This is a genomic window from Actinopolymorpha alba DSM 45243 (assembly GCF_000373925.1).
GTDB lineage: Bacteria > Actinomycetota > Actinomycetes > Propionibacteriales > Actinopolymorphaceae > Actinopolymorpha > Actinopolymorpha alba.
In genome coordinates this window covers 21024-47438 of sequence record NZ_KB892786.1, presented here as the reverse complement: position 1 = coordinate 47438, position 26415 = coordinate 21024, and the positions used below count along the sequence as shown (strand labels likewise).

At 66.8% G+C, this 26415-nt stretch carries 23 protein-coding genes; 12 read left to right on the top strand and 11 right to left on the bottom strand.

Annotated elements, in window-relative coordinates:
• On the bottom strand, nucleotides 1-941 hold a 941-nt coding region (locus B141_RS0129225; protein ID WP_237742840.1), incomplete at its 3' end, for a HAMP domain-containing protein.
• Nucleotides 942-1457: 516 nt separating this feature from the next.
• On the opposite strand from B141_RS0129225, the gene B141_RS0129220 reads away from it, so the two are divergent.
• A complete protein-coding gene (locus tag B141_RS0129220; RefSeq protein WP_020578742.1) occupies nucleotides 1458-2366 on the top strand; it encodes an RNA polymerase sigma-70 factor in 909 nt (302 codons plus the stop codon).
• Between the two features lie 146 nt (nucleotides 2367-2512).
• The gene (locus tag B141_RS46310; protein ID WP_020578741.1) at nucleotides 2513-3388 is read left to right on the top strand and encodes a glycoside hydrolase family 16 protein; all 876 of its coding nucleotides are present in this window, start codon (nucleotides 2513-2515) and stop codon (nucleotides 3386-3388) included.
• Nucleotides 3389-3405: 17 nt separating this feature from the next.
• Here B141_RS46310 and B141_RS0129210 read toward each other — a convergent pair whose 3' ends face one another.
• Nucleotides 3406-5121 (bottom strand): DUF4855 domain-containing protein, encoded by a 1716-nt coding sequence (locus B141_RS0129210; protein ID WP_020578740.1) that lies wholly within the window; start codon nucleotides 5119-5121, stop codon nucleotides 3406-3408.
• A gap of 251 nt (nucleotides 5122-5372) precedes the next feature.
• Here B141_RS0129210 and B141_RS0129205 point away from each other — a divergent pair, with 251 nt between their 5' ends.
• Nucleotides 5373-6398 carry a YeiH family protein gene (locus tag B141_RS0129205; protein WP_020578739.1) on the top strand — a complete coding sequence of 342 codons (1026 nt, stop codon included), beginning with the start codon at nucleotides 5373-5375 and terminating at the stop codon, nucleotides 6396-6398.
• A gap of 31 nt (nucleotides 6399-6429) precedes the next feature.
• Nucleotides 6430-7422 carry a LysR family transcriptional regulator gene (locus tag B141_RS0129200; RefSeq protein WP_020578738.1) on the top strand — a complete coding sequence of 331 codons (993 nt, stop codon included), beginning with the start codon at nucleotides 6430-6432 and terminating at the stop codon, nucleotides 7420-7422.
• Here the strand turns inward: B141_RS0129200 and B141_RS0129195 are convergent.
• Together B141_RS0129195 and B141_RS0129190 are read right to left on the bottom strand one after the other, a co-directional pair.
• Nucleotides 7371-8264: a discoidin domain-containing protein gene (locus B141_RS0129195; RefSeq protein WP_157181380.1), complete on the bottom strand. Its 894-nt coding sequence runs from the start codon at nucleotides 8262-8264 to the stop codon at nucleotides 7371-7373. The genes B141_RS0129200 and B141_RS0129195 overlap by 52 nt on opposite strands.
• A gap of 52 nt (nucleotides 8265-8316) precedes the next feature.
• Nucleotides 8317-10047 carry an alkaline phosphatase D family protein gene (locus B141_RS0129190; RefSeq protein ID WP_020578736.1) on the bottom strand — a complete coding sequence of 577 codons (1731 nt, stop codon included), beginning with the start codon at nucleotides 10045-10047 and terminating at the stop codon, nucleotides 8317-8319.
• A gap of 320 nt (nucleotides 10048-10367) precedes the next feature.
• Between B141_RS0129190 and B141_RS46305 the strand changes: the two genes are divergently transcribed.
• Both B141_RS46305 and B141_RS43410 read left to right on the top strand, forming a co-directional pair.
• A complete protein-coding gene (locus B141_RS46305) occupies nucleotides 10368-12239 on the top strand; it encodes an ABC transporter ATP-binding protein (RefSeq protein WP_020578735.1) in 1872 nt (623 codons plus the stop codon).
• On the top strand, nucleotides 12232-14019 hold the full coding sequence (locus B141_RS43410; protein ID WP_084678597.1) for an ABC transporter ATP-binding protein: 1788 nt from the start codon (nucleotides 12232-12234) through the stop codon (nucleotides 14017-14019). The genes B141_RS46305 and B141_RS43410 overlap by 8 nt, the downstream gene beginning before the upstream one ends.
• An 84-nt stretch (nucleotides 14020-14103) precedes the next feature.
• On the opposite strand, the gene B141_RS0129175 is transcribed toward B141_RS43410, so the two are convergent.
• The 6 genes from B141_RS0129175 to B141_RS0129145 all read right to left on the bottom strand — a co-directional run bounded on the left by B141_RS0129175 (nucleotide 14104) and on the right by B141_RS0129145 (nucleotide 20058).
• Nucleotides 14104-15282: a PQQ-dependent sugar dehydrogenase gene (locus B141_RS0129175; protein ID WP_237742841.1), complete on the bottom strand. Its 1179-nt coding sequence runs from the start codon at nucleotides 15280-15282 to the stop codon at nucleotides 14104-14106.
• A gap of 494 nt (nucleotides 15283-15776) precedes the next feature.
• Complete coding sequence (locus B141_RS0129170) at nucleotides 15777-17018, bottom strand: RNA polymerase sigma factor (RefSeq protein WP_020578732.1); 1242 nt, start codon at nucleotides 17016-17018, stop codon at nucleotides 15777-15779.
• Nucleotides 17015-17338 (bottom strand): YciI family protein, encoded by a 324-nt coding sequence (locus B141_RS0129165; protein WP_020578731.1) that lies wholly within the window; start codon nucleotides 17336-17338, stop codon nucleotides 17015-17017. The genes B141_RS0129170 and B141_RS0129165 overlap by 4 nt, the downstream gene beginning before the upstream one ends.
• Nucleotides 17339-17588: 250 nt before the next feature.
• On the bottom strand, nucleotides 17589-18392 hold the full coding sequence (locus tag B141_RS0129160) for a maleylpyruvate isomerase family mycothiol-dependent enzyme (protein WP_020578730.1): 804 nt from the start codon (nucleotides 18390-18392) through the stop codon (nucleotides 17589-17591).
• 426 nt (nucleotides 18393-18818) lie between these two features.
• Nucleotides 18819-19028: a hypothetical protein gene (locus tag B141_RS0129150; RefSeq protein WP_157181379.1), complete on the bottom strand. Its 210-nt coding sequence runs from the start codon at nucleotides 19026-19028 to the stop codon at nucleotides 18819-18821.
• Nucleotides 19029-19299: 271 nt separating this feature from the next.
• On the bottom strand, nucleotides 19300-20058 hold the full coding sequence (locus B141_RS0129145; RefSeq protein ID WP_026257659.1) for a response regulator transcription factor: 759 nt from the start codon (nucleotides 20056-20058) through the stop codon (nucleotides 19300-19302).
• A gap of 202 nt (nucleotides 20059-20260) precedes the next feature.
• Between B141_RS0129145 and B141_RS43405 the strand changes: the two genes are divergently transcribed.
• The 6 genes from B141_RS43405 (at nucleotide 20261) to B141_RS46300 (ending at nucleotide 25695) form a co-directional block, all read left to right on the top strand.
• Nucleotides 20261-21577 (top strand): sensor histidine kinase, encoded by a 1317-nt coding sequence (locus tag B141_RS43405; RefSeq protein ID WP_040422637.1) that lies wholly within the window; start codon nucleotides 20261-20263, stop codon nucleotides 21575-21577.
• A 231-nt stretch (nucleotides 21578-21808) separates the two neighbouring features.
• The gene (locus B141_RS0129135; protein ID WP_020578724.1) at nucleotides 21809-22093 is read left to right on the top strand and encodes a hypothetical protein; all 285 of its coding nucleotides are present in this window, start codon (nucleotides 21809-21811) and stop codon (nucleotides 22091-22093) included.
• Complete coding sequence (locus B141_RS0129130; RefSeq protein WP_020578723.1) at nucleotides 22093-23469, top strand: aspartate aminotransferase family protein; 1377 nt, start codon at nucleotides 22093-22095, stop codon at nucleotides 23467-23469. The genes B141_RS0129135 and B141_RS0129130 overlap by 1 nt, the downstream gene beginning before the upstream one ends.
• A complete protein-coding gene (locus B141_RS43400) occupies nucleotides 23469-24287 on the top strand; it encodes an aspartate kinase (protein WP_020578722.1) in 819 nt (272 codons plus the stop codon). The genes B141_RS0129130 and B141_RS43400 overlap by 1 nt, the downstream gene beginning before the upstream one ends.
• Nucleotides 24284-25051 carry a 4'-phosphopantetheinyl transferase family protein gene (locus tag B141_RS0129120; RefSeq protein WP_040422635.1) on the top strand — a complete coding sequence of 256 codons (768 nt, stop codon included), beginning with the start codon at nucleotides 24284-24286 and terminating at the stop codon, nucleotides 25049-25051. The genes B141_RS43400 and B141_RS0129120 overlap by 4 nt, the downstream gene beginning before the upstream one ends.
• Complete coding sequence (locus B141_RS46300) at nucleotides 25048-25695, top strand: GNAT family N-acetyltransferase (protein WP_020578720.1); 648 nt, start codon at nucleotides 25048-25050, stop codon at nucleotides 25693-25695. The genes B141_RS0129120 and B141_RS46300 overlap by 4 nt, the downstream gene beginning before the upstream one ends.
• On the opposite strand, the gene B141_RS0129110 is transcribed toward B141_RS46300, so the two are convergent.
• Complete coding sequence (locus tag B141_RS0129110) at nucleotides 25670-26338, bottom strand: TetR/AcrR family transcriptional regulator (RefSeq protein ID WP_020578719.1); 669 nt, start codon at nucleotides 26336-26338, stop codon at nucleotides 25670-25672. The genes B141_RS46300 and B141_RS0129110 overlap by 26 nt on opposite strands.
• Between the last annotated feature and the right edge of the window lie 77 nt (nucleotides 26339-26415).

Genomic DNA, 26415 nt, shown 5'->3' with positions numbered 1-26415 from the left:
GCGATATTGCGCACCTGACCAGTGAGGTTCGCCGCCATGAAGTTCACCGAATCGGTCAGATCCCGCCACGTGCCAGCCACACCCGGCACCTGCGCCTGACCACCCAACCGACCGTCACTGCCCACCTCACGCGCAACCCGCGTCACCTCATCAGCGAACGCCGACAGCTGGTCAACCATCGTGTTGATCGTCGACTTCAGCTCCAGCATCTCGCCGGAGACCTCGACCGAAATCTTGCGACTGAGGTCTCCGCGAGCGACCGCCTTGGCGACCTGGGACACGTCACGTACCTGTGCGGTCAGGTTTCCGGCCATGAAGTTCACCGAATCGGTCAAATCCCGCCACGTGCCAGCCACACCCGGCACCTGCGCCTGACCACCCAACCGGCCGTCGGTGCCGATCTCCCTCGCCACTCGGGTGACCTCGGAGGCGAACAGCGACAGCTGGTCGAGCAGCCCGTTGACCGTCGTGCTCAGGTCGTCCAACTCACTGTCGGAAGGCCGGCTGGACTCGTGGAGGGGCATCCGCTGCGACAGGTCTCCCTCAGCGACCGCAGCGAGCACCCGGCTGAGTTCGGTGGTGGGCCGCTGCAGGTCCTCGATCATGTCGTTGACCGACGTCACCGCGACCGACCAGCCGCCGCGTGCCGCGTCCAGGCGCACCCGTTCGCCCAACTGACCGCCCCGCCCAGTGTCCTCGCGTACCCGCATCAACTCAGCCACGAAGTCCTGGTTGTGCTCAGCGATCTCGTTGAACACCGCGGCCAGCTTCGCGGCCACGCCGTCGCCAGTGACGGTGAGGCGACGGCGGAAGTTGCCGTCCCGCATATCCACCATTGCCGCCAGCAGCCGCTCGAGCGCCAACTCCTGCCCGCCGGGCACGTCCTGCTCGCCGCGGTCGGCGTTCACGACGTTCCGACCCATTCCGCTTGTGGTAGTCACCGAAATCTCCAAATTCCCGACCAGCAATCGGACCGCACGGTTCGCGCACCGCTGTGTTGAGCGTCGCGCTCAGGACCTGGAGGCGACGAAAGGGCAGCCCGCGCCCACACGCCACCGACCTGCTCAGCGAACAGGTGCGAGAAGTCCTTCTTGACCGTCTTGTCGATGAAAATTGCGCTGAGCCACATCTCTCAGTCGGTGTATCCGCTCAGCGGATCGATCCCTGGGCTGGTCTCCGCCCACGATGTCTTCAGCTTCAGACGACACATGACGCACTGCTCGCCGACGTAGGGTCGAAAGTCCCTGATTCAGAAGGTCATCCGGCGACACTGCGTGACGACCAGCCCCACGCTCAGACGAACGACTCGGGGCCGAAGCGGCCCCACGCGACGACGCGATCCTTGTGACAGCGCAGCAGCCTGCGTGACCCACGTCACGCAACCGCGCTGTCACAACTCGGTCGCGTCCGGCGTCTCATGGTTTCGAGCAGGCAAACCGGCAGGACAGGAGCCATCCATGAGCGAGGACGGCCGTCCCGACCCCGCTACTGAGGTGTTCGTCGCCCACCGCGCCCTGCTCTTCACGGTCGCCTACGAGATGCTCGGCTCGGCGGCGGATGCGGAGGACGTCCTCCAGGAGACCTGGCTGCGGTGGGCGGCCAGAAACCAGCAGGGTGATCTGGANACAGTGCGGGACCAGCGCGCGTACCTGGTCCGGATCACCACCCGGCAGGCGCTCTCCCGGCTGCGTACGCTCGGNCGGCGCAGGGAGTCCTACGTCGGCCCCTGGCTGCCCGAGCCNNTGCTNACCGCGCCNGACGTGGCCGAAGACATCGAGTTGGCTGACAGCGTNTCGATGGCGATGCTGCTGGTGCTGGAGACGCTGACGCCGACGGAGCGGGCGGTGTTCGTGCTGCGCGAGGTGTTCGATCTGGGGTACGACGAGATCGCGGAAGCCGTCGACAAGAATCCGGCCGCGGTCCGCCAGATCGCCCACCGGGCGCGGGCACACGTCGCCGCGCGCCGGCCGCGCGGGGTCGTCTCCCCGACCGAGACCCGAGCCGCGCTCGAGGCCTTCCAACGGGCGGTCGAAACNGGCGACCTGCAGGGCCTGCTCGACATCCTCGCNCCNGACGTCGTCGCCTTGAGCGACGGTGGCGGCGTCAAGCAGGCCATTCCGCGGCCCATCGTGGGAGCCGACAAGGTGGCTCGGTTGTTTGCCGTCGCCCTAGACATGGTCGGCGCGCAGATGTCGGTCAAACCGGCACAGATCAATGGGTCCCCAGCGCTCATCATGCGGCTCAACGGCGAGATCGACGGCGTCTACTCGGTGCGGGTCGAGAACGGCCTCATCACCGGGATCTACTACGTGCGCAACCCCGAGAAGCTGACGTGTATAGAGCGCGAAACCGCTATGAGCCGCTGAGTCCCGGGGTCCCGCTGTCGGCCGGGCGAGAGTTCTCGCCGCGGCAGCTGCCGTGGACAACCTCGGTCACAGTCGTTGACGCGCCACCGCCACCCGTGTTCACTCGCGTGGGCATGCCACTGCGGGAGTTTCGTAGGAGGTCACCTATGCGTCGCCACTTTGCGGGGCTCGCACTCGCCGCCTGTGCCAGCCTTGCCCTCGCGGCTCTGCCGCCTGCCGCGGCGACCGCGGCGGAGTCGGCTCGGGCCACCGAGCATCAGGCGGCGGGTGCGCCACCCTGTGCGCGCTCGCAGCCACCCGGAAAGGGCTGGCGACTGGCGTGGCACGACGAGTTCACGCGGCCCACGCTCGACCGCACCAAATGGAATACCACGATGGACTTTCCCGGTCGGGCGGGCGGCCGCTACCACAACTCCTCCTATGGCAGCTACGCGCTCGACGAGAACATCGTGATCCGCGATGGGCGCCTGCACCTGGTGGCTGACGACACACCTGTGGTCGGCGACGACCCGGTCGGGACGTACGCCTACACCGAGGGATTCATGTCCTCACACGACAAGTTCTTTCAGGCCTACGGCTATTGGGAGATCTGCGCGAAGTACCCCGCCGGGCGCGGTCTGTGGCCGGCGTTCTGGCTGGTGCCGCAGGACCGCAGCTGGCCGCCGGAGTTCGACGTGGCCGAGTGGTTCGGCGGCATCGACGGAATGCACCAGGGCATCGCGACCGGCTCCTGGCCGAACGTCCGCTGGGACAGCAGCTGGACCTATGACCCAGCACCGTCGACCGGCTGGCACAGGTACGCTCTGCTCTGGGAACCCGGTCGGGCGACCTTCTTCATCGACGGCCGCCCGACCGGAGAGTTCAGCGGCTCTTACGTTCCTGACAAGCCGATGTACGTCGTACTCAACAGCGGGGTCTGGGTCAATTCCGACCGGGGTGGCCCGCCTGACGCCAGCACCGTCTTTCCGAACACCTTCGACGTTGATTATGTCCGGGTGTACGACCGCCCTGGTCGGCAATAGGAGGTCACCGATACTAGCTAGCTGACCGGCTGCGGGCGGTAGGTGCCGCGGACGAATTCGTGGAGCCAGTCGTAGAGAACTCGCTGGCGTGGGTCGCTGCTGTACGCGGCCTGGAGAACGGCATCGTTGCCTTGGTAGTAAGCGAGAAAGGCGTTCTTCATGTAGCCGTACTCGACCCCGCCGTTCAGGTACCTGATGTAGCGGTTGCGGAAGACGTCATCCGTCAGCATTCGTTCGTCGAACTCCAGCTCGACGCCCATGCCGTACCGCTTGGCGATGCTGGACGCGTCGTCGATCCGCTCGGCGCTCATCTCCTCGAAGAAGTAGTTGGGCTGGAATGCCGCCGCGTCAATGCCCACCACGGACCACAGGTGGCTCTTGTACGCAAGGAAGTGTGGGATCCAGAACAGCTTGAAACCGTTGTCGTGCACTGCCGTAGTGACCCGCCGTAGCGTCTCCGGGCCGGAGGCGCTGGTGCTGATCTGCTCGGAGAGCCAGTACAGTCCGGACAACTGCAGGTGGGAGTAGCCAGCGCTCGCCCAGCGCTTCTGGACAGTGTCGATCCACCAGCGAACGATCTTCTCGCGGTTGGCAATCGCGCGGTCGCGTCCGACGGAGGCCTCGTTGACGTTCTCAGAGACACCATCACCATCGACATCTCCGAAGTCGGTCAGCCACTCACCGGGGTCCGGAATCATCAGGACAACCTTGGTGCGCAACCTGGGCTTGCCGAGACCGTTGGCGACCTCCTTGGCGGCCTCGTTCAACGCCGTCAGGTCGCCGTGTGCGGCGAACGTCTTGTCGAGATACCAGTTCCAGTCAGAGAGCGTTGTGTCCCCAGATCCGAAGTCGCGACCGTCTGGGGTTCTCAGGCCGAGATAGAGAACGCCGTCGAACAGCGGCTCGACCGGCCTTCCGGAGGTGTCGACATAAGCGAGGTATGGAATGATCCGGTCCTTGGTCCAGTTACCCTTCCCGCTTTCGTAATAGCCGTTGTACAGAAGGGCAAGGTCACTGATACCCGCCGTCGCGGTGCCCGGCGCGAGGTAAGCCGGATGGTCCGGGCGGGGGGTCACGGCCTGTTTGGTCTTACCGTCGAAGCCGAGGACCTGAACCTCGTCCAGAAGCTGCGAGGCCCGGGTGTGCACCGAGAACATCACCTTGACATATCTCGTATACGCCATTGTGCCCCTGACGTTGCGGTCCGGCAGCCCGTCGGTAGCCGCGTCCCAGGAGTACGTCTCGTCACGCGGCGGCCCATCGCCCCACAACAGCTGCGTGGACTTGTGCGCCAGCTTCGCCCACGACTGGTTGTCGTCGGACACATACATCGACACTGTCAGCGGTACGAGGATCGAGGAGGTCGGCCAGTCCTGCAGAAAATGGGCACTGATGCGGGACACCGACTGCTTGCTGCCGAGGTCGATCACCACCTCGCGGGTCTTGCCTCTGGTATGCCCCACCCACGCGGGGTCGTTGCGATCAAGGGAGCCGAACTCGCCGTCAGTGAGTTCCCTGCCCTCGTCCGGGTAGGCGGCATCCGGGGCCTGCGACCAGGCGTAGCCGAGGCCGGCGGCGAGGTTCCTGGGCTCCGGAGGTTGGTCGCTCGCCGCCACGGGTGGAGCCTGCGCGACACCCGCGAGTGTGACGATCGCGACAGCGGCGGCCGCGGGTCCGCGTGGTTTGCGCCGGCGCCGATGCCACCAGGTGCCGATCAAGTCGAGTTCGAACATGTCGACGTCTCCTCCTTATTGGTACGAACCATTTGATCCTTCTCCTCCACGATGATCAAGTCATACAGGTATGATGGCCGGCCAAGGCCGGCCAGGTAGACGAATACGTACTTACCTTTTCTTCGTTTCGAAGGTCGCTTGATCGTCTCGGGCGAGTCATAACCGGTGCTTATGTGGTGGAAGGACGCTGACCCCTACCGGCAGCGGTCGCAGGCGAGAACCCTTGGGGGTGTGATCGCGAGGAAGCACCCATGAGCCACGTCACCACTCAGGAGTCCAAGGGCGAGACCTCCGCCCGTGGCCCAAGGTCGCGTTCCCTGGTGCCGGGGCTTGCCCTTGTCGGTGCGGGCCTGCTCGCCTCAACCGCCATCAACTCCATCGTCCCGGCGATCGGTGTACCCGTAGCCGCGGTGATGTTGGGCGCGTTGCTTGTCAACCTCCGGTTCGTACCCGATACGACGCGTCCCGGCCTGGAGTTCGCCGCCAAGCGGATGCTGCGTGCCGGTGTCGTACTGATGGGCCTGCAACTCGCCATCCCCGACGTTCTGGCACTCGGCGCACCGACTCTCCTCCTTGTCACGACGGTTGTCCTGCTGACGTTCGTCGGGACCCGCTGGTTCGGTCGGTTGGCTGGGCTCAGCCCTGGCGCGTCGCTGTTGCTGGCGACCGGTACCGCCATCTGCGGTGCGTCGGCGATCGTGGCAATGGACGGCGTGACGGACAACGAGGAGGAGGATGTCGTCACGGCTCTTGCCATGGTGACGCTTTTCGGCTCGCTCGCGATCGTCGTCCTGCCACTCGTGCGAGTGCCGCTTGGCCTGTCTCCCGAGCAGTTCGGGATCTTGGTCGGCGCCAGCGTGCACGAGGTGGCCCAGGTGGTGGCCACGGCGGCGGTGGTTCCAGGCGCCGTCGCGGTCGCCGCGATTGTCAAACTCGCCCGCGTTGTGACCCTCGCCCCGATGGTGGCCGGTATGAGCGTCGTTCGACGCACCCGTGGCGCGGGCGTGGGGCGCACCAGACCACCCATGGTGCCGCTCTTCGTCGTTGGGTTTCTCGCCTGCATTGCGGTCCGCACGACCGGGGTGCTGCCCGCCGAGATCCTGCGTACGGCCAAGATCGTCGACAGCTACCTCCTCGCCGCCGCGCTGTTCGGGCTGGGGACCGGCGTGCGGTTCGCGGCGCTGCGCCGGCTTGGCGTACGCGCGGTTGGCGTCGGCCTTGCCGCTTCACTGCTGGCGTTCATTACCGCGTACGCCGGCGTCCTGGTGGTGACCTAGCGTGCAGATGACCAGCCCGTAGAGTCGGCTTATGCCGCTGTCGTCAAGCGTTCCAGATCTGGGTGCCCTGGATCTTCTGCTCTCCGTGGCGCGACTGGGCAGCATCGGTCAGGCCGCCCACGAGCATGGCATCTCCCAGCCCGCGGCCAGCCTCCGTATCCGTAACCTTGAACGCCTGCTGGGAATCGAGCTTGTCGAACGCACGCCCCGTGGTTCGCGGCTGACCCAACCCGGCACGATGGTGGCGAGTTGGGCACGCGACGTCATCGATGCGGCCTCCGCTCTGGACGAGGGCGTCCGCGCGTTGCGCGCTGGACTCCTTGCTCGGATACGGGTTGCGGCGAGCCTGACAGTCGCGGAGTACCTCCTACCCGGCTGGCTCACGACCTTGCGGGGTTACTCGCCAGACCTGGCGCTGTCGCTCCATGTCGCCAATTCCGTCGAGGTCGGTCACATGGTGCTGGATGGCCGCGCCGACATCGGATTCGTCGAAGGGCTCGGCGTTCCTCGGGGCCTCCGCTCCCGCCAGATCATGACCGATCACCTCGTTGTCGTCGTCGGACGAGGCCATCCGTGGGCCGGCCGCTCCGTGCCACTGACGCCGGAGAACTTGGCCGCGACGCCACTGATCCTCCGCGAAGTCGGCTCCGGCACCCGGGAGATCCTTGTCCGCGGGCTCGAGATGTACGCGCCGACCGCAGCGCCCGTCGCCGAGCTTTCCTCCACCACCGCGATCAAAGCGGCTGTAGCCGCCGGCGCCGGGCCCACCGTACTGAGTTCTCTGGCCGTCGTCGACGACATCACCGCGGGACGCCTCATCGAGGTCCCCGTGAACGGATTGGACCTGCGTCGACGGCTGCGCGTTGTATGGGCGTCGGGGCGAGACCTTCCAGCACCAGCACGGAATCTCATCGCCATCGCGCTTCAGGCCGGCCGAGCCTCGCGCGTGGCGGTGCAGCGTCCGCTGCCAGGTCAGCCGTCGCTTTCCCGGCCAAAGAGCACGATCTCCGCGGCTGAGGCGTAGTTCGCCACGCCCGCGGTTGCCAGGAGGCGGATGTGCCGCGCGCCGGGTGCGTTGAACGCCACCGTCTTGCGCGTCGCGTCACCCACCCAGGTGCCGCTGACCACCTCGGTGAAGGTCTCGCCATCCGTGCTCGCGAGCACCGTGTACGCCGTGATCGTGCCGTTGAGGTTGCCGTCGAGACGCGGCTGGTACGACAGCTCGGCCACGTCGTAGCTGCCGCCGAGGTCGAAGCTGATCCATTGCGGGAGGTAGGTCCGGTCCGGCCGGTATCTCGCGTGCCAGATGGTGGCGGTGGCACCGTCGATCGCCTTCTCGGCGGCGTTCTCCGGCTCCTGGGCGCTCGATGCCGTCACTGCCATCGCGCTTCGCGGAACGCACCGCCGGTCGTTCGGGGCCGACACGGCGACGGGGACCGAAAGTCGCGCCCGTGGTGCGACGGCGTTTGTTCCGAACAGCACGTCGTACTCACCGTCCGCGGCGCCCTCAGGAACGTAGATCTGGACGGGAACGGTTACCGTGCCACCTGCTGGTACGTAGGTGGAGACGCGGGTGTTCGCGCTCCACAGCGGCGCGTCTGGAGTGACGGTGAGATCGACGAACGTCGACTCCCCCGACTGGTTCGTGATCGCGACCCGCAGGGTTTCGGTCATGCACTGCCTCAGCTCGACCGCGGCCGGCTGGGACGAGAGCACGATCGACGCGCGTGGTTTGCCCGCCGCCGACGCCGGTGATGCGACAGCCGGGGGCGCCAGCGTTGCCGGCACGACACCCGCGCAGAGCAGGAGCGCGGTTGCCGCCGCCAGCAGGGCGCGCGCACGGGCACGAAGAGGACGGTCGAGCATGATGGTCGCTCCCTTGTTGTCCGTCGTACGACGGTGGGCACGCACTGGCGGCTCACGCCGTCGGGCCGCGGCCCAGTCGCTCGTCCTTGACGCGGCGTTCTTCCTCGGTTTCGAACGCCGACTCCGGCAGCGTCGGAACGGCGTTGTGGTCGGCGAGTTGGAGGCCCGGGTTTCCCGCTTCGGTGACGAAGCTCGCCCGGGTGTGGATCTCGCCGCCGGGCTGAGTGACGTACGGCACGACGCGGTAGTCGGACTGCCACGCCTGCGGGGTCACCGTGCAGCGGACATAGCCACGCTGGCCGTTGAAGAACCTGATGTGTGGGTTCTCCGCCAGGATCCGGTCGCCGCTCGGGCTGGTGTCCGCGCCGTCGCGACCGGTGGCGATCGAGGTCCCGACGAATTCCACACCGATGGTCGGTGATGCGGGATCGTCGAAGTTCGCTTTCAGGTTGTTGGCGTAGTTGGCGTGGACGTCGCCGGTAAGGACCACCGGGTTGGCGATCGAGCCCTCCGCGATGGCCCCGAGGATGCGGTCGCGGTTCGGTGCGTACCCGTCCCAGGCGTCCATGCTGAACAGCACCGCGTCATCCGCGCCGAAGTCGCGTTGCGCCATGAACACCTGCTGGGCGATGACCTTCCAGGTCGTCGTCGACGCGGCCAGGCCGTCAAGCAGCCAGGCCTCCTGCGCGGCTCCGGTGAGCGTGCGGGAGGGATCGAGGCTTTCGGGGTTGGGCGGGTCGTTACCGTCGCCGGCCGCCTGGTCGTCGCGGTACTGCCGGGTGTCCAGGACATTGAACTCCGCCAGCGTTCCGTACCGTAGGCGCCGGTAGAGCTGCATGTCCGGCCCGGCCGGCACCGAGCTTCGTCGCAGCGGCATGTGCTCGTAATAGGCGCGGTACGCATTGGCGCGTCGGACCAGGAACTCTTCCAGGGTTGGCGTCTGGCTGCCGACTTCCGGCACGAGGCCGGCATGGTTGTTCTCGACCTCGTGGTCATCCCACGTGACGATCCACGGGAACGCGGCGTGGGCGGCCTGCAGAGGCGCCTCGCTCCGGTAGACGGCGTGCTGGAGCCGGTAGCGATCCAGCGTCACCGGCTCGGTGATGAGGTAGTCCGGCAGCACCGTCGGCTGGTTACGGTAACCGCCGTTGGACGGAATGCCGTACTCGTAGATGTAGTCGCCAAGGTGCACCACGAGATCGAGGTCCTCGTTCACCATGTGGTCGTACGCGGTGAAGTAGCCCTCGGTGTACATCTGGCAGGACGCGAACGCGAAATTGAACCGCTGGAGCGACGCGCCGGGTGCGGGTGCGGTTTTCGTACGCCCCACCGGACTGATCTCGTTACCCGCGGAGAACCGGTAGAAGTACCACCGGTCAGGCTGCAGCCCCGAGACCTCGACGTGCACGGAATGGGCGAGCTCGGGATAGGCCGAGGTCGTTCCTGCGCGTACGACCGTACGGAAGCGCTCGTCCTCGGCGACCTCCCAGCGGACCGGAACGCGTACGCTCTTCATACCTCCCCCACCACTCACGTCGAGCGGCTTTGGTGCCAGGCGGGTCCAGAGCACAACACCGTCAGGCAGTGGGTCGCCGGAGGCAACTCCGAGCTGGAACGGATAGTCGGCGAATTTCTGACTGGCAAGGGTTTCCGTCGTGTATGGACCCCTGCCAAAGACCAGCGCCGCCGCCCCTGCCGAGGCCACCCCCAGGAACCTCCGCCGGTCGACATCGCTGGCCAGGAGCCACTTCCGCAGCTGGTGCCCCGCGTCCTCGTCCCGCATCGACCTCGCCCCTCCCCCCGGCGCGCACGCACCCGCGCCACACCGCACTCGGTTCGCGATCTTGGCTATCGAGAAGATAGATGAGGCGAACGGCGGCGGGAACCAGCGACGGATCCAACCGGACGACCGGTTCGGACACGACGTATCAGCGAAGGCGGGTGGGAGCGGGAATGTTGAAGTCCGTTACCGCTTGGCCCGCTCCACCTGATCTGCGTTCGGCATCAAAGCCGATGCGGCGTCTCTTTACTAGGATGAGCGACCGCCGGGGGCGGGTGGGGAGCCAGCCCTGATGAGCTTGGTGGGCTGGTGAGGGTGCTCGGATGTTCGCGTTGCTGCGTTTCTCGATAGTGGTGGCGCCACGGCTTGGTGGCGGGTTGCTGGCGCTGGCGGTCCTGAGCGCGGTGACGAGTCTCGCCGTGGCCGTTCTGATCGGTCAGGTGGTAGGTCTGACGCCGGCGTTCGTGGCCGGTGGTCCGGGTGCGCCGTCGCTGACGGCGTTCTCACTGTTGGTGGCCGCACTGGTCCTGGTGTTCACGGCGGATGGTGTCCTGACCGTGCTGTCAAGCATGGCGACAACGCGGCTGACGTACGACTCCGATGAGGTGGTCTATCGGGCGATCTCCGCGACGATGACGGCGTCGCCCAGGATCGGCCATCTGGAGTCACCGGCGGTTTCGGACGAGTCCCGGCGGGCTCGGGGTATCGGAAACCGCGCGATCTGGGTGGGGTTGTTCCCGCTGGCTGAGCTTGTTCGGTCGCGGCTGCTGGCCATCGGTTCCGCGGTGCTCGTGGGGGTGTTGTTCTCGTGGCCGGCTGCGGCCCTGCTGTTGTCGACCACGGCATTGGTCGAGTGGTGGTCGGCGCGCATGTCAGCGGTCGAGCAGGTGACGTGGCGCAGCGGGACGCGGACCGGCCGGGAAGCTGACTACGCGTACGAACTGGGCATGGGGACGGCGGCCAAGGAGCTGCGGGTGTTCGGCTTCGCGCCGTGGCTGATGGACCGGTACGTACGTGACTGGCGGGCGGGGATGGTGCCGCTGTGGCGGGTTCGTCAGGTGGCGACGTTGCGGACCATGGTGGTGTACGCGGCGCATCTGGGTGCGCTGGCGTTCGCCGTCTGGCTTCTGGTGCGGGATGTCAACGCTGGGTTGCTGGGATTGGCCGAGGTCGCGACCGTACTAACGGCGTTGTTACGCCTTGCGATGTCGGCCAACGGGGTCGCCGCGGCTTCGATGGAGCGGGCAACCTCTGCCCTGCAGTCGTTGTACCGGTTGCCTGGGACCGCACTGGCCGTACGCGAAGGCGAGCACCGGAGCGGCGAACACGCCGACGGCAAGGACGCCACCGTTGGCGCGTGGGCGGCGAGGGTCGCCGGGCCCGCGGTGGTGGATCCGCCTCGCCTGCCGTCGGGTCCGCCGGAGGTGCGGCTGGAGGGCGTGTGGTTCCGCTACCCGGGTTCGGACGTCGACGTGCTTCGCGGCCTGGATCTTCGACTGGGCGCGGGTGAGGCGATTGGTCTGGTCGGGTTGAACGGCGCCGGCAAGTCGACATTGGTGCACCTGCTGGCAGGCGCTTACCGTCCAAGCGCGGGACGGGTCGTGGTGGACGGAGTGGATCTGGCCGAGTTCGACGATCACGAGCTGGCCGCATGGCAGCGCCGGCTGGCGCCTGTCACGCAGGAGTTCCTGCGGCTGCCGCTCACCGCGTCGGAGAACGTCACCCTCGCTGAACCACCGGACCAGAAGCGGCTGGCCGCGGTGGCGGTGACCGCGAGAGTCGACGCGGCAGTGGCGACGCTACCGCGGGGTTGGGACACGGTGCTGGAGCGCTCGGTCACCGATGGTGGAGACCTGTCGGGCGGGCAGTGGCAGCGGCTGGCCCTGGCGCGGGCTCTCTATGCGGTCAACGACGGAGCCGGGTTGCTGGTGCTCGACGAGCCCGCGGCGGCTCTGGATGTCCGGTCCGAGGCGGAGCTGGTGGACCGCTACCTGAAGCTCGCCACCGGCGTGACGTCCCTGCTGATCTCGCACCGGTTCTCGGTGGTACGAAACGCGGACCGGATCTGCGTCCTCGAGGAGGGCGTGATCGCCGAACAGGGGTCACACCACGAGCTGCTGGAGATGGGCGGCCGGTACGCGGAGATGTTCGAGCTGCAGGCGGCGCGTTATGTGGGAGGCGACGGGGATGCGTGAGCGGTGGGATTCACTGGTTGCCCTGGTACGCCTGACCATTTCGGCGTCACCTTCGTTGGCGGCGACCGAGTTGTTGCTCGTGGTGGTGATGGCCATCGCGGGGCCGTTGCAGGCCTATGGTGTGGCCCGGATTGTGAACGCCGTGACCGGGCAGGGTTCGGTGACGGCGGGCGCCGCCGTCCTGTTTGGCGCGCTGGCGGTCGCTTTCGGCGGTCTGGTGCTCTCCGACGCCGTACGCCACCGGCTCGAAGACGGGATCGAGATCGGGCTGCAGCGCGAGCTTCTGGACCTGGCCACCAGGCCGCCCGGGATCGCCCATCACGAGCAGCCAGAGATCGCCGACCGGCTCGGCGCCGCCCGCGAGGAGTTCCGCCGGTTGAAAGGCACCGCGGGCACCATCGGTAGCGGGTTGGCGGTCCTGGTCAGCACCACAACCGTGCTCGTCCTCCTCGCCGGCATCCACCCGTTGCTGTTGACGCTGCCCCTGCTGGGACTCCTGCGGTTGTGGGCGTCGGCCTTTGGCGCGCGGCAGTTCCGGCATGCGATCACCGCGACGATGGAGCACCACCGGCGCATTTTCCGGCTGTTGGAGATCGTCAGTCACCCGAGGCACGGCCTGGAGGTCCGCGCGTTCGGGTTGCGTGGGCTCCTCACTGACCGGATCGCGGAGTTGTTCCGCCTGCAGAACGGCCCACGTTGGCAGGCCCGGCGGCAGAGCAACCTTCTGGAGATCGCGGCCCGCGTACTCTTCGGACTCGCCTACGGTGCCGCGATCGTCTTCGTCCTCTGGCTGGCACGACAGGGACGCGCGACACCGGGAGACGTGACGATGGTGATGCTCCTCGCGCCGCAGACCGACCAGGCCGCACAACGCCTGTCCGACTCCGTGCGCGTGCTCATCGCGATGTTGGACGTCGTCGGACACATCCGATGGCTGCGCCGATACGTTGGCGAACACGTCGCGTGGGCCGGCACCGCGGAGCCCTCGACCACTCTGCGGCGTGGCATCGAACTCCAGAACGTGTCATTCGCCTATCCAGGCACGCAACGCCCCGTGCTCCGCGATCTCAGCGTCAACCTCCCGGCAGGAAGCACCGTCGCCCTGGTCGGAGACAACGGCGCCGGCAAGACCACGATGGTGAAACTGCTGGCCCGCCTCTACGACCCGAGCGACGGCAGCATCCTCGTCGACGGCACCGACCTACGTACGCTCGACCATCAGGCCTGGCGCAACCGGATCTCGGCCGGATTCCAGGACTTCGTGCGGTACGAATACACCGCCCGAGAAGCCATCGGACTCGGCGAGCCATCAGCCCTTACCAACAACGACCTCGGCAACGAAATCGACTACGAAGCGGCCATCGACGCCGGCGACGCCCGTGCCGTGATCGACCGGCTCCCCGATGGCCTGAACACCCGCCTGGGCAAACGGTTCGGCGGCACCGAACTCTCCGGCGGCCAGTGGCAACGACTCGCACTCGCGCGCGCGTTCCTCCGCGAACGACCGCTACTCGTGCTGCTCGACGAACCCGCCTCCGTCCTCGACCCGGAATCCGAACACGCCCTCCTGGACCGTTTCAACGCCGCGTCCGCCGCCACCCGCGCCACCGGAGGCATCACCCTCCTGGTCTCACACCGGCTCTCCACCGTACGAATGGCGGACCTCATCCTCGTCTTCGATAACGGCGAGCTCACCGAGTCGGGTAGCCACGACGAGCTCATGGCCGCCGGCGGGCCCTATGCCGAGCTTTTCGACCTCCAGGCCAGCGCTTACCGATAGCGCGTTCAGGACGCGCTCCGCGGCTTCATCGCGCGTGGAGTGGTCCCTGACGTCGTGGTGAGGGCGTCTGTCGCGCGCGGGCTCTCAACGCGAGGGCGTTTGGTTGCGTGAGCGCAAGGTGAGCCGGACGATGCGGTCGTCATCCGGGACTGGCTGGTTGCGCCCGTCCCGGTTGGAGGTGGTGATCCAGATACTTCCGTCGGGTGCGTTGATCGCGGCGCGCAGCCGACCGTACTTGCCGTACAACGCTTCTTTGGGGCGGGCGGCGACACCTGCGTCGGGGCGCCAGCGGATAGTGCTCGTATCTGCTGAGCCCACGATCCGCCGGGTGTTGATGCCGACACCGATCCCGCTGTCGAGGCTCACCAGATAGATCCGCTGGCCGCGCAGGCAGGTCACGACCGCGGTGCGGCCGAGGATCGCCAGATCGTTGGAGACGCCTACCTCAGGCCGCCATGTCACGATCGGATTGACATAGCGTGGGTCGTCGCCCATGCCCTGAACCTTTGGCCAACCGTAGTTACGGCCGGGCAGGATAACGTTCAGCTCGTCCCAGACCGCTTCGCCGATCTCGGCGACGTACATGTTGCCCTGGCTGTCCCAGGCCATTCCTTCGGGATTGCGATGGCCGTACGACCACACGATGGAGCCCCGGAACGGATTGCCGGGCGGGGGCTTGCCGTCGGTGGTCATCCGCAGGATCTTTCCGCCGAGACTGCTGAGGTGCTGGGCATTCCCGGCATTGGAGGCGTCACCGGTGCTCGCGTAGAGGTAGCCATCAGGCCCAAACATCAACCGGCCGCCGTTGTGAATTCCAGACAGCGGAATGCCGGTGACGATCGGCTGGGGTCTGCCGCCGAGCCGCAGTTTCGCGATCCGGTTGTCGGACCGGGTGGTGTAGAAGATGAAGACGGTGCGATCGTGGGCGAACCGTGGCGACGCCGCGATACCCAGCAAGCCGCCTTCGTTGTGGGAGAATGCCTCCTTGATCGTGGCTACCGGCGTCACCGTAAGCTCGCCATTGGACGCCTTTTGGGGCCCAATCTTGAGGATTCGCAGTTTCTGCCGCTCCGTAACCAGCGCGCTGCCATCGGGCAGAAACGTTATCCCCCACGGGACCTCGAGGTGCTTCACCAACGTCGTCACCGAAACAAGATCATCACCGCGCGCGCCCTTGGCCGCCGGTCCAGGACGAAAGTCAGTCGGATCAGCGGTCGACCGCCGCGGCTTCGATGGATGAACGCCAACGCAGGCACCAACCATCGCGAGCATGAGGAGTATCACCGCTGCCGCCACGCGCGACGGAAGCCGCCGCCTCGGCCCACGATTCGCATGGGAGCTGTCGTCGCCCATTCCAGCTCTCAGCAATCTCCGTTCCTCCCCGCGTTCATTCGCGGTGTCCCAGGTGTCTGTCAAGGTCTATTACCCGGATCCAAGGGACAGCTATCCACAACCGCGGACGGTTGATCGCAGTCGGCAGTGTCGTACACAGAAGACCGCAGGAGCTTGCCCCGCTCCCGATCCGATCGCGATCCGCGGCGATGGCGTCGTGGACATGTTGGGGGCGAAGGTGAAGTGGGGGAAATTACATTCCGATTGCCTCCGAATGAGCTCTTTCGTGCAGGGTTTCGTCGGTGGTCGCCGATAGTGTGTAGACGATCACTTAATTCCGCCGATGCATAGGTTTGGGTGTGCCCCGGCCAGGGCCTCGAGCTGTCGCTTTTGCTCGGGGTTTCGACCGGGATCTGGCCAGGGCGCTACCGCAGCTGGTCGCGGCGGCGTGTCAGGTAGGCGGTTTCGGCGGTGTTGCCGGCCAGTTCGATGGCTTTGTCGTAGGCGGCGCGTGAGTCTTGGCTGCGGCCCAGCCGGCGTAGCAGGTCGGCGCGGGTGGCGTGGTAGGCGTGGTAGCCGGCCAGCGTGTCCTCGAGGCGGTCGACGGCGGCCAGCGCCACCTCCGGGCCGTCGAGCTCGGCGACCGCGATGGCGCGGTTGAGGGCGATGATCGGGGAGGGGTCGAGGCGGACGAGCTGGTTGTAGAGGGCGACGACCTGTGACCAGTCGGTGTCGCGTACGTCGCGGGCGCCGGTGTGCACGGCGTTGATCGCTGCGAGGATCTGGTAGCGACCCGGAGCCACCCCGGCGGCGGCAGCAGCTAATCGCTCGCGTACCAGCTGATGACCCTCGGCGACCAGCGCCGCGTCCCAGGCCCCACGGTCCTGCTCGTCCAGGGTGACCAGTTCACCGCTCGCCGAAACCCGGGCGGTGCGGCGGGCCTCGGTGAGGAGCATCAGCGCCAGCAGCCCGGCCACCTCACCATCGGTCGGCAGGAGGGCACGGATCAGACGGGTGAGCCGGATCGCCTCGGCGGTCAGCTCGTGACGTAGGGGATCGGTGTCAGGGCCGGTCGCCAGGTAGCCCTCGTTGAAGACGAGGAAGAGGACGGCGAGCACGCCGGCCACCCGTGCCGGGAGATCCTCCGCCGACGGCACCCGGTAAGGGATGCGAGCCGCCTTGATCTTGGCCTTCGCGCGGGTGATCCGCTGCCCCATGGTGGCCTCCTGCACCAGGAAGGCACGGGCGATCTCGGCCACGGTCAAACCACCGACCATCCGCAACGTCAACGCCACCCGGGTCTGCATCGCCAGCGCCGGGTGACAGCAGGTGAAGATCAGCCGGAGCCGCTCATCGTCGATCGCGCCGACAGGCTCGGGCGGGCCGTCGTCGTAGACCATGTGAGCCTCCCTGTGCTTGTCGTCGCGCTTGTTCTCCCGCCGGATCCGGTCGATGGCCTTACGGGTGGCGGTCGTGGTCAACCAGGCGCCGGGGTTAGGGGGTACGCCGTCGGCCGGCCACCGCTCGACAGCGGTCGCGAACGCCTCGGCCGCCGCCTCCTCGGCGATGTCGAGGTCACCGAAACGCCTGGCCAAGGCGGCGACCACCCGCGCCCACTCCTCGTGGTGGGCGCGGGTGATCGCCTCCCCGACCTCGACCACGCTCACAGGAACGGCCGCACCTCGACCCGCCGGTTGCAGGCCCTGGACCCCTCGGCGGCCAGCTTCAGCGCCACGTCAAGGTCGGCGGCCTCGATGATCCAGAAGCCGGCGAGGTACTCCTTCGACTCGATGAAAGGCCCGTCGGTGAACACCGCCACGTCACCCCGGTTGTCGATGACAGTGGCCGTGGCGGGCGCCCCGAGGCCACCGGCGAACACCCAGTGACCCTCCGCCTTGAGCCGGTCGTTGAACACGTCGATCGCGGCCTGCTCGTCCGGGGTGGCCAAGCCGGCCGTGTCGTCGATCACGGAAACCAGATACTGCATTCGGATCATCTCCCTGTGGTCCGGGCGCCCCTCGTGGACAGCCTCTCACCCCTGCCACGAACACCGCTCCCCCGATCCGACACCGCCTCCCGGATCTCTTACAGGGACTTTCCGGTACGCCGGATCGGAGCGAACCGACGAGAAATAGACGTCCCCCGCACCGTCCGTTGCTTCCCCGATGACGGCATCTCGTACCGGTGTCATGCCGAACGTTCCCTTCGTCGTGGCGCGGTGGGCGCCTCGGTGCCGGTCAGCCGCTGACGTGGGCGGTGTTGTCGAGCCAATGCTGGGCGAGGTCGGTGTCACCGACAACACTGATGTTGGTGGCTTCGCGGTCGGTGAGAGGGAGTCGTCGGGTCAAGGTCAGCAGCAGTGATCGTGCCGGGCCGGTCACCGTCACATCGGCCTGCTGGGTTCCGGGCTGCCATGTCGCCCCGTCAGGCCGCCGTTCGACGAACCAGGCGCCCGCGTCGTCCGCGGTGTCGGTGGCCAGCCACTGCAGGGTCTGCCCGGTGCCCCGGATGGCGTGGGCGGACTCGGACCGCTGGATCTCCCACGTGGGGGACGTGAGCATCGCGAAGTGGATGCTGATGAGCGCGGCTGCGATGTCGGGGTCAATGTCGGCCGGTCGGTCCGCCGCGTTGGCTGCGTCATAGCCGTGGACGACCGCCTCGTTGAGGGAGCTGGACATCCAGAATCGCGTCCCGGACCGCTCGTCCCCCGCGGCGTTGAACACCGGCGCGTCAAGCGCGTCATCGGAGCACGCGCTCGCGACCCGCTGCGCGGACTCCGACAGCCACGCCTGCCACTCGCGGGGGTCGGTGGGGAGTATGGCCATCTCCGTGGGCAGCTGTGTGGGATCGGTGATGCGCCGCTCGATGATCTCCGCGACCCAGTGCTGGGTCTGGCCCACGTGCTCGACCAGGTCAGTGATGGTCCACTTCGGGGTTGTCGGCACGGCGGCGTCAGGTCCGGCCGCGGCGGCCGATTCCGCCAGACGTCGGGTGTGTTCGACGATCGCTCGCCGGGCATGTTCCGCGTTCAGCTCGGTCATTGGATTGTCCGTTCCCTAGTACGGCAGCGCACTTTTGTTGATCATGGTCGCCTTGGTGGCTGATTGCCCGGGCGTCGGCGTGTCGGCTTGATCATGTGAGCAGCCGCCCCGCGACGATCATGCTGTGAACAAAGACAGTCGGGAGGCGGCTGCGGCTGCCATCGTAGAGGGGCAGCGGGCGGCGTCCAACCTGGCAGAGTTGCATGAGCGGCTGCGGCCAGCGTTCGCCAGGGTTGAGGTGCATGGGCAGGCGGGCAAATACATGAGCGCGTTGCTGGCTGACTTGCCTCGCAAGAACGGTTGGCAGATCGCTGAGTACGTCGGTGACGCGACACCGGATCGGACCCAGCGGCTGCTCAATCACGCGGAGGTCGGGATGGTGGAGGTGCTCAGGGCGTCCTGGCCACCGGTCGGGTCGCCACTTCATCAATCCGCCGTCGGGGTCCACGTCCGGTTGGTCAACACGCGAGCAACGGCCACGAACGGCGGCCGGGCACTCGTGGTCACACCGGTCCACTTGCCCAGGTAGCCCCGGAACCTGATCGGCCGCGAACGGCCCACCTCGTCGATGAGGTCGGCGTGGCGCTGCTTGACGAATTCGTAGCTCATGTAGCCGTTCATGGTCGTCCCTTTCATCGGTCGGTCTATTTGGGTGGCGCCCCTCCCGGGCGGCCTCTCACCCCAGCTGCGAACACCTCCGCCCCGATCCGACACCGCCGCCCGGACTTCTTTCGAGGATTCTGGTGAGCCTCCATCTCAGCCGGGATGGATTGGGGCTTTCCCATGTGGAGGAAACTCCGTCAGGACTGACTTAACCGCCCTGCCACAGGGGTCTGACGCGCGACAGAACAGGGCGCAGGACGTTCCAGTGGAAATGGTGGACGAATGGTTGCGACTCACCTGCCAGTCAGCCCCGGCGTGCTGACGGTGTGCTGGGCGTCGGCGGATCCAGCCGGTAGCCGTATCCACGCAAGGTCATGATCTCGGGTAACGCAAGGGACACACCGGAGGTGGCCGCCGCCGAATCCAGGCGGCGGCGCAGGGAGGAGATCGTGACGTCCAGGGTCTTGGTCGGACCGAACCAGTTCTCGTCCCATACCTGCGACATGAGCGACTCCCGGGAAACTCCCTGCCCCGGATGTTGCACCAGGACGGCAAGGAGTTCGAACTCTTTGCGGCGCAGGTCGACCTCGCGATCACCGACCCAACAGCGCCGCGCCGCGAGGTCCACCGCCAGGTCTCCGATGCGGACCGTCTCGGATGGTTCCGACGAATCGATCGGGTGGCGGCGGAGGTGGGCGCGGAGCCGGGCAAGCAGCACGGTCAGGCTGAAGGGCTTGACAAGGTAATCGTCGGCACCCGCGTCCAAGCCCGCGATCATATCGATCTCCTCGCTCCTGGCGGTCAGAATAAGGATGTGCACATCGGGAAACTCGTCGCGCAACTGCTGGGCAACGTCGATGCCGTCCATGTCAGGGAGCCCAAGATCCAGCAGGACGACATCGATCGGGAGGCGGCGCGCCTCGCTCAGACCTGAACGACCCGTTCGAGTCCAGGTCACGGCGTAACTGTTCGAGCGCAGACCTGTCTCCAGGTGCCGCCCTATGATTTCGTCGTCTTCAATGAGCAAGACAGAAATACCGTCGTTGGCCACAGTCGTACGCATGCTCCGAAGGCTAAATCTGGCCGCGCCTCAGCGCGCGGATGTCACAATCTCATGCAACCTTTTGGTGACCGGGCTGGACCTCATCCAGGATCGATTGCCCAGTCGGCGGCTGCCCGGAATGTCAAAGCCGGCAACGGTTTGGCCGCGCCTGTCTGCTGTCTAAACGACCCATCTCCGCAGGTGTCGCGCTCATCATGGGTGTATGAGACGGCGTGTGGTGCACGTGGCTGTCGTGGCGGCCATGATCGCGCTGGTTCTGCTCGCCGTCCCGCTGGCTGTGGCGATCCAGACGTCCTCCTTCGCAGAAGCGCGCGGCCAACTCGAGCGTGCTGCCCTGACTGCCGCTGTCCACGTGGACCCGAAGTTCATGGCCGGGGACGCTGTGAAGTTGCCACCTCAGGAACGCGGCACCCGGGTGGGCGTCTACGACCTCTCCGGGCGCCTGCGCGACGGCAGAGGCCCCATGGATGCGGACTCCCTGACCCGACAGGCCCTGTCCGCGGTCGTGGCACGCGGGCAGAGCGACGACGAACTCGTCGTCGTCGTACCCGTTTTGACCGCCGATCGGGTGATAGGCGTGGTTCGAGCCTCAGCTGGAACCGAGAACGTCTGGCGTCGTGTCGTTCTGGCCTGGCTGGGCCTGACCAGTCTCGCTCTGGTCGCGCTCGCCACCGGTGTTCTGGTAGCACGGCGTCAGGCGCGTACGCTCACGGCGCCGCTGGAGGAGCTGTCGGCGAAGGCCAGGGCCGTCGCCAGTGGCGACCTGACCGCCCGCGCCGACCCCAGCGCGATCGCCGAGATCGACCAAGTGGGGCGGACGCAAAACACTATGGTCGAACATCTGACCCAGTTGCTCGAGCACGAGCGGCACTTCAGCGCCAACGCCTCCCACCAGCTTCGTACGCCGCTGGCCGGCCTCCAGCTTGGATTGGAAGCGGCCGCGGGCGACCCTGACGCGAACCTCCGCGCTGCCGTGGAGGAGGCCCTGGAGGAGTCCCGGCATCTGCAGCGCACCGTCGACGAGGTGCTGCGACTGGCAAGGGCGGGGCCGGGCCCGCACGTTCTCTCGACATCCCGGCCGGTCGACGACCTGGTCGAGAGCGTAGAGCGTCGCTGGCAGGGCGCATTCGCCGCCGAAGACCGCCAGCTGGGTTTCAGCGTCGAGCGCGCCAGCGGCAGTCTGCTGGTTCCCGGCCGCATTGCCGAGCAGGCGCTGGACGTCCTACTGGACAACGCCCTACGGCACGGCCGTGGTGCCGTCAAGGTCACCGTCCGCGAGCCAGACGGCGCGGTCGCCATCGATGTCGCTGACGAAGGCTCTCTGGCACTCGACCCACGTGTGGTGTTCAAGCGGGGTGCAACCGGCGGCGCCGGCAGTGGCATCGGTTTGACGCTGGCGCGGGAGATGGCGGAGGCGGCGGGTGGCCGTCTCACTCTCACCCGGGCCACGCCCACGACCTTCACCCTGCTGTTGCCATCCTCCAGCATGGGACCCGCGGCTGATCACCCGCAGACCTGATCGCTTCGCGCTTTTGCCGGCACGTAACCCTCGCCAGAGCAAGCTCTGGTCGCCTTCTCCATAGCGTCGGAAACAGCAGCGGTGCACGCTTACGGAGGACACCCATAATGCCGGTACCGACGCAGAACGGGCAGCTTCACACCAGAGCCACGGTCGATCATCCCCCCGCACGGGTCCTGACGGAGTTCTATCGCGGCGCGCCTGGCAGCCTTCGCCTGCACCCTCGTAGCGGTGGCGCTCAAGTGGCTGGTCATCGGGCGCTACCAGCCGAGAGTGGAGCCTCTGTGGAGCATCTGGGTGCGATGCACCGAACTCATCTCCGGTCTGTACGAGAACCTCATGGTGCCCGTTTCGCTGAATCTCCTCAGCGGCACTCCGTGGGGGGGCATGATCCTGCGCCTCTCGCTCCCGGAGGGAACCCACTGGCGGGGCATTCCGGCCGTTCCATGGATTGACGTCGAGCCGGCCACCACGCCCGGACCCGTCCCATCCACTCACCATCGTGGAGGCAGCTGATGACAACGTTGCTCCAGCAGGACTTCCTGACCGCACCACATGTCAACGGTGACTTGCCCGGTCCCCGCTCTGCCGATCTCCTCGCGCACCAGGAGCAGTGGGAATCCAGCGCACGCAGCTACCCCCGTCATCTGCCCATCGCACTTGCCGATGGTGCCGGAAGCTACGTTCGGGATGTCGACGGAAACGTCTTCATCGACTTCCTTGCGGGCGCCGGTGTGCTCTCACTGGGCCACAGTCACCCGGACATCGTCCGGGTCGTCGACCGGCAACTTCATTCCCTCACTCACGGCCTTGACTTCCCCACCCCCGCCAAGGATGCCTTCACCCAGGCGCAGCTCTCCATGCTGGCGCCGGAGCTGCGGGAACGGATGAAGCTGCACTTCTGCGGGCCTACGGGAGCCGACGCCGTGGAAGCCGCCGTCAAACTGTGCAAGATCGCGACCGGCCGTAGCGACATCATCGCCTTCCAGGGGGCCTATCACGGCAGTACGCACGCCACCATGGCGCTCAGCGGGCTGCTGGCTCAAAAGGGGCCCGTGCGCAACGTCATGCCTGGCGTCCATTTCTTCCCGTACGGCTCCCGCGACCGGTGTCCTGCCGGCCCCACACCCGACAACGGCGCCATGACCTGCGCCGACTATTTCGAACAGGCACTGCGCGACAGCCACGGCGGCATCGGACTTCCGGCCGCGGTGCTGATCGAACTCGTGCAGGGCGAGGGCGGAGTCGTGCCCGCGAGCACCGACTTCGTACGTCGTGTGCGTGACGTTACGCGCTCCTTGGGCATCCCCCTGATCGTCGATGAGGTACAGACCGGATGCGGGCGTACCGGAACGTGGTTCGCGTTCGAGCAGTACGACATCGAGCCAGATGTCATCGTGGCGTCCAAGGCGCTGAGCGGCATTGGCCTGCCGGTGGCGATCATCATGTACGACGCGGCGTTGGACACCTGGGCCCCCGGTGCGCACATCGGGACCTTCCGGGGGAACCAACTGGCGTTCACAGCGGGAGTGGAGACAGTCCGAGTCATCCAGCGTGATGCTGTGCTCGGCAACGTTCGGCGGCGGGGCGACCAGATCGTGACGAGGCTCGCCGGGCTGATGACCAACCCATGGGTCCATGACGTGCGGGGCCTGGGTTTGATGTGGGGTATCGAACTGGCCGATCCCCGTGACGGCCGCCCCGCGACCGCGATCGCATCAGCCGTTCAGGCCTACGCACTCCGCCACGGGCTCATCGTCGAACTCGGAGGGCGTGGCGACGCGGTCATTCGGCTGCTCCCTCCGCTGAATGTGACGGCAGAGGTCGTCGACACAGCCTGCGCGATCATCGTGGAAGCCATCACCGCCTGTCTGCTCGGAGGTGTCGACTGATGGCGCTCATCGTCCAGAAGTACGGCGGCTCGTCGGTATGTAGCACCGAGCGGATCAAGCGCATCGCCGAACGAATCGTCGCCGCCCATGAGGCCGGGCACGATCTCGTCGTCGTGGTCTCCGCCATGGGCAACACCACGGACAGGTTGCTTCGGGCGGCGCAGGAGATGGATTCCATTCCGTCCCCACGCGAGCTGGACATGTTGTTGACGACGGGAGAGCAGGCCTCCAATGCGCTGACCGCGATGGCGATTCATGCCCTGGGCGCCCGGGCGTGCTCCTTCTCTGGCCCGCAAGCCGGTGTGATCACGACCTCAGTACACGGCGAAGCCCAGATCGTCGACGTTAAGCCGGAGCGGGTACGCGGAGCCCTTGACGGTGGTGCGATCGCACTGGTCGCGGGGTTCCAGGGGCTGTGCCGTGAGACAAAGGACGTCACAACCCTTGGCCGCGGTGGATCCGACACCACGGCTGTCGCCCTGGCGGCGGCGCTCAAGGCCGACACGTGCGAGATCTACACCGATGTCGACGGTATCTACACCGCGGATCCCAGGCTCGCACCGGAGGCGCACCTGCTCCGTCACGTGACGTACGGAGAGATGCGGAAGATGGCCGTCGACGGAGCCAAGGTGTTGGCACTGAGCAGTGTGGACTACGCCTGCCGGTACGGCGTGACCGTACACGTCCGCTCGTCCTACAACGACCGGCCCGGCACTGTGGTGTCAGACAAGGTGAACGACCTGGCGGAACCAACCGTAAGCGCTGTCGACGGTAACGGGCAGCGGCGACTGGTCGAAGCATCTGGAGGTGCGAAATGACGCCCGTAAGACCACCGCGCATCCTCGGCCGTGACCCGCTGCCCTTCGCCGTAAGGGATATGTGGCCGCCCGACACGACGGAGGTCTGGATGCTCAGCATTTCCCAATCCAGCGGCTCGGCCGTGGAATCTGACGTACGCACCAAGATCCTTGACGCTGGCGAACGGGAACGCGCCGCGGGGTTCCTTATGCCGGAAGATCAGGAGCGCTACACGGCGGCACACCTCGCCCTGCGGATGTTGCTCGGTGCCTATCTGGACGTCGAGCCCGCTACCGTTCGGTTCACCCGGGAGGCATGCACCTGCTGCGGTGGCCCGCACGGGCGGCCCACCGTCGTCGGCACCCCACTGCACTTCAGCATGTCGCGCTCCGGCGATCTGCTGCTCTTCGCCTTCGCGGGCTCGCCGATCGGCGCGGACGTGGAGACTGTGCAGCCTCTACCCGTCGTTGCGGAAGTGTCCCAGAGTCTGCACCCCGCCGAACGCGCCGAGTTGGACGCACTACCCGAGGACTGTCGGTCAGTGGGGTTCGCGCGCTGTTGGACGCGGAAGGAGGCATATCTCAAGGGCATCGGCACCGGGCTGTTCCAGGACCCCGCGTACACGTATGTCGGCACCGGCGAGCAGATGGTTTCAGTCGGTCCCTGGACGCTGGCCGACATACCCGTCACTGACGCTGACCTTGCCGACTCCTGTGGGGCGTACGCCGCCGCCTACGCGCTCCTCGGGTCGCGCGGTGCAGGCTCAGGTACGGTTGCGACATGAGCGATCTGCGCGATGAGCCGGTGGTGTGGCGTCCGTCCGCGGAGGACCTGACCGAGGTGGCTCGGGTGTTCTCCGAGGCGTCCTTTGACGAGGCCGTGTTCAGTTGGGTGATCCCCGACGAGCGGTTTCGTCGCCGGCGGGTGGAGACCGGGTTGGAGCAAACAGCGACCTGGCTTGGCAGCGTCTTGACGAGCGGCGGAGAGATCCTCGCTGTGGGCGATCAATCACGTGCGATCGCAGGTGTTTCCCTCTGGGAGCGTCTGCAAGGCCCACCGGAGCCGCCCTCGGAGGAGGCCGCGGCACAGATAGCTGAGTTCCTCAAGCACTCCTACGGTGAGTACGCACCCCGGATGGCGAAGGTTTTCGAGCTCACCGCGGAGCGCCATCCTTACAACGAGCCGCACCTTTATCTGCAGACGATCGTGGTAGTGCCCGAGTCCCGCGGGCTCGGACTCGGCGGTGCACTGATCCGGAATCGCCTGGCCGAAGCGGACGCCGAAGCTGTTCCGGTCTACCTGGAGTCGAGCACCCCGCGAAACCGCAAACTCTACGAGCGGCTGGGATTCGTCGAGATCGGTGATCCGATCGAACTACCGGACGACGGGCCCGCGCTCACTCCTATGTGGCGTTCGGTCCCGGACTGAACCTGCTTTTGCCAGCGGCTTCAGTGCCTCGCGCTCGCCCTCGCCCTTGCACGAGCGGGAGGAAGACCTCGTCGACGATCTCGACGAGGACCTCGTCGGGTGCGGTGGGGACTCCGCGCATGACGAATTCGTTTCGGAGCAGGACGATGGCCACGGTGGCGACCCGTGGATGAAGCGCTTCGGGGGCGGCTTCACCGCGGGCGACCGCGCGCCCCAGGATGGTCAGCCAGGTGGCGGCGAGGGCGTCGCTGGATTGTTCTGGTAGCTGCGACAAGAACTCCGACGTACTGCCGGCCGCGGACACTAGTTCGCGCAGGATCGCGCCGAGCGGGGAGCTCCAGTGGCGGTTCGCCCGGCGTAGGAGCTCAAGGACATCGCCGCGCAGATCGCCGGTGTCGGGGGGTTGGACTGTCGTGGCCAGTTGCCGATAGGCGGCGATGCCGAGCGCGAGGCGGTTTGGCCAGCGGCGGTAGAGCGCGTTCTTGTTGGTGCCGGCACGCTTGGCGACCTGGTCCATGGTCAGTCCGGCGTATCCGGACTCGGTGAGTTCCTCGACCGCGGCGCGCAGGATCGCCTCCTCCAGGGCAGAGCCACGTCGCCGGGTCTGTCCAGCACGTGGCTGCTTCTTCGGATCCGCCGCCATGGCCCTTCCCACAATCGGTACCGACCGTTCCTTCCAACGTTCTACTTGACATCGGGCCAAGGAGACAAGCAAGGTAC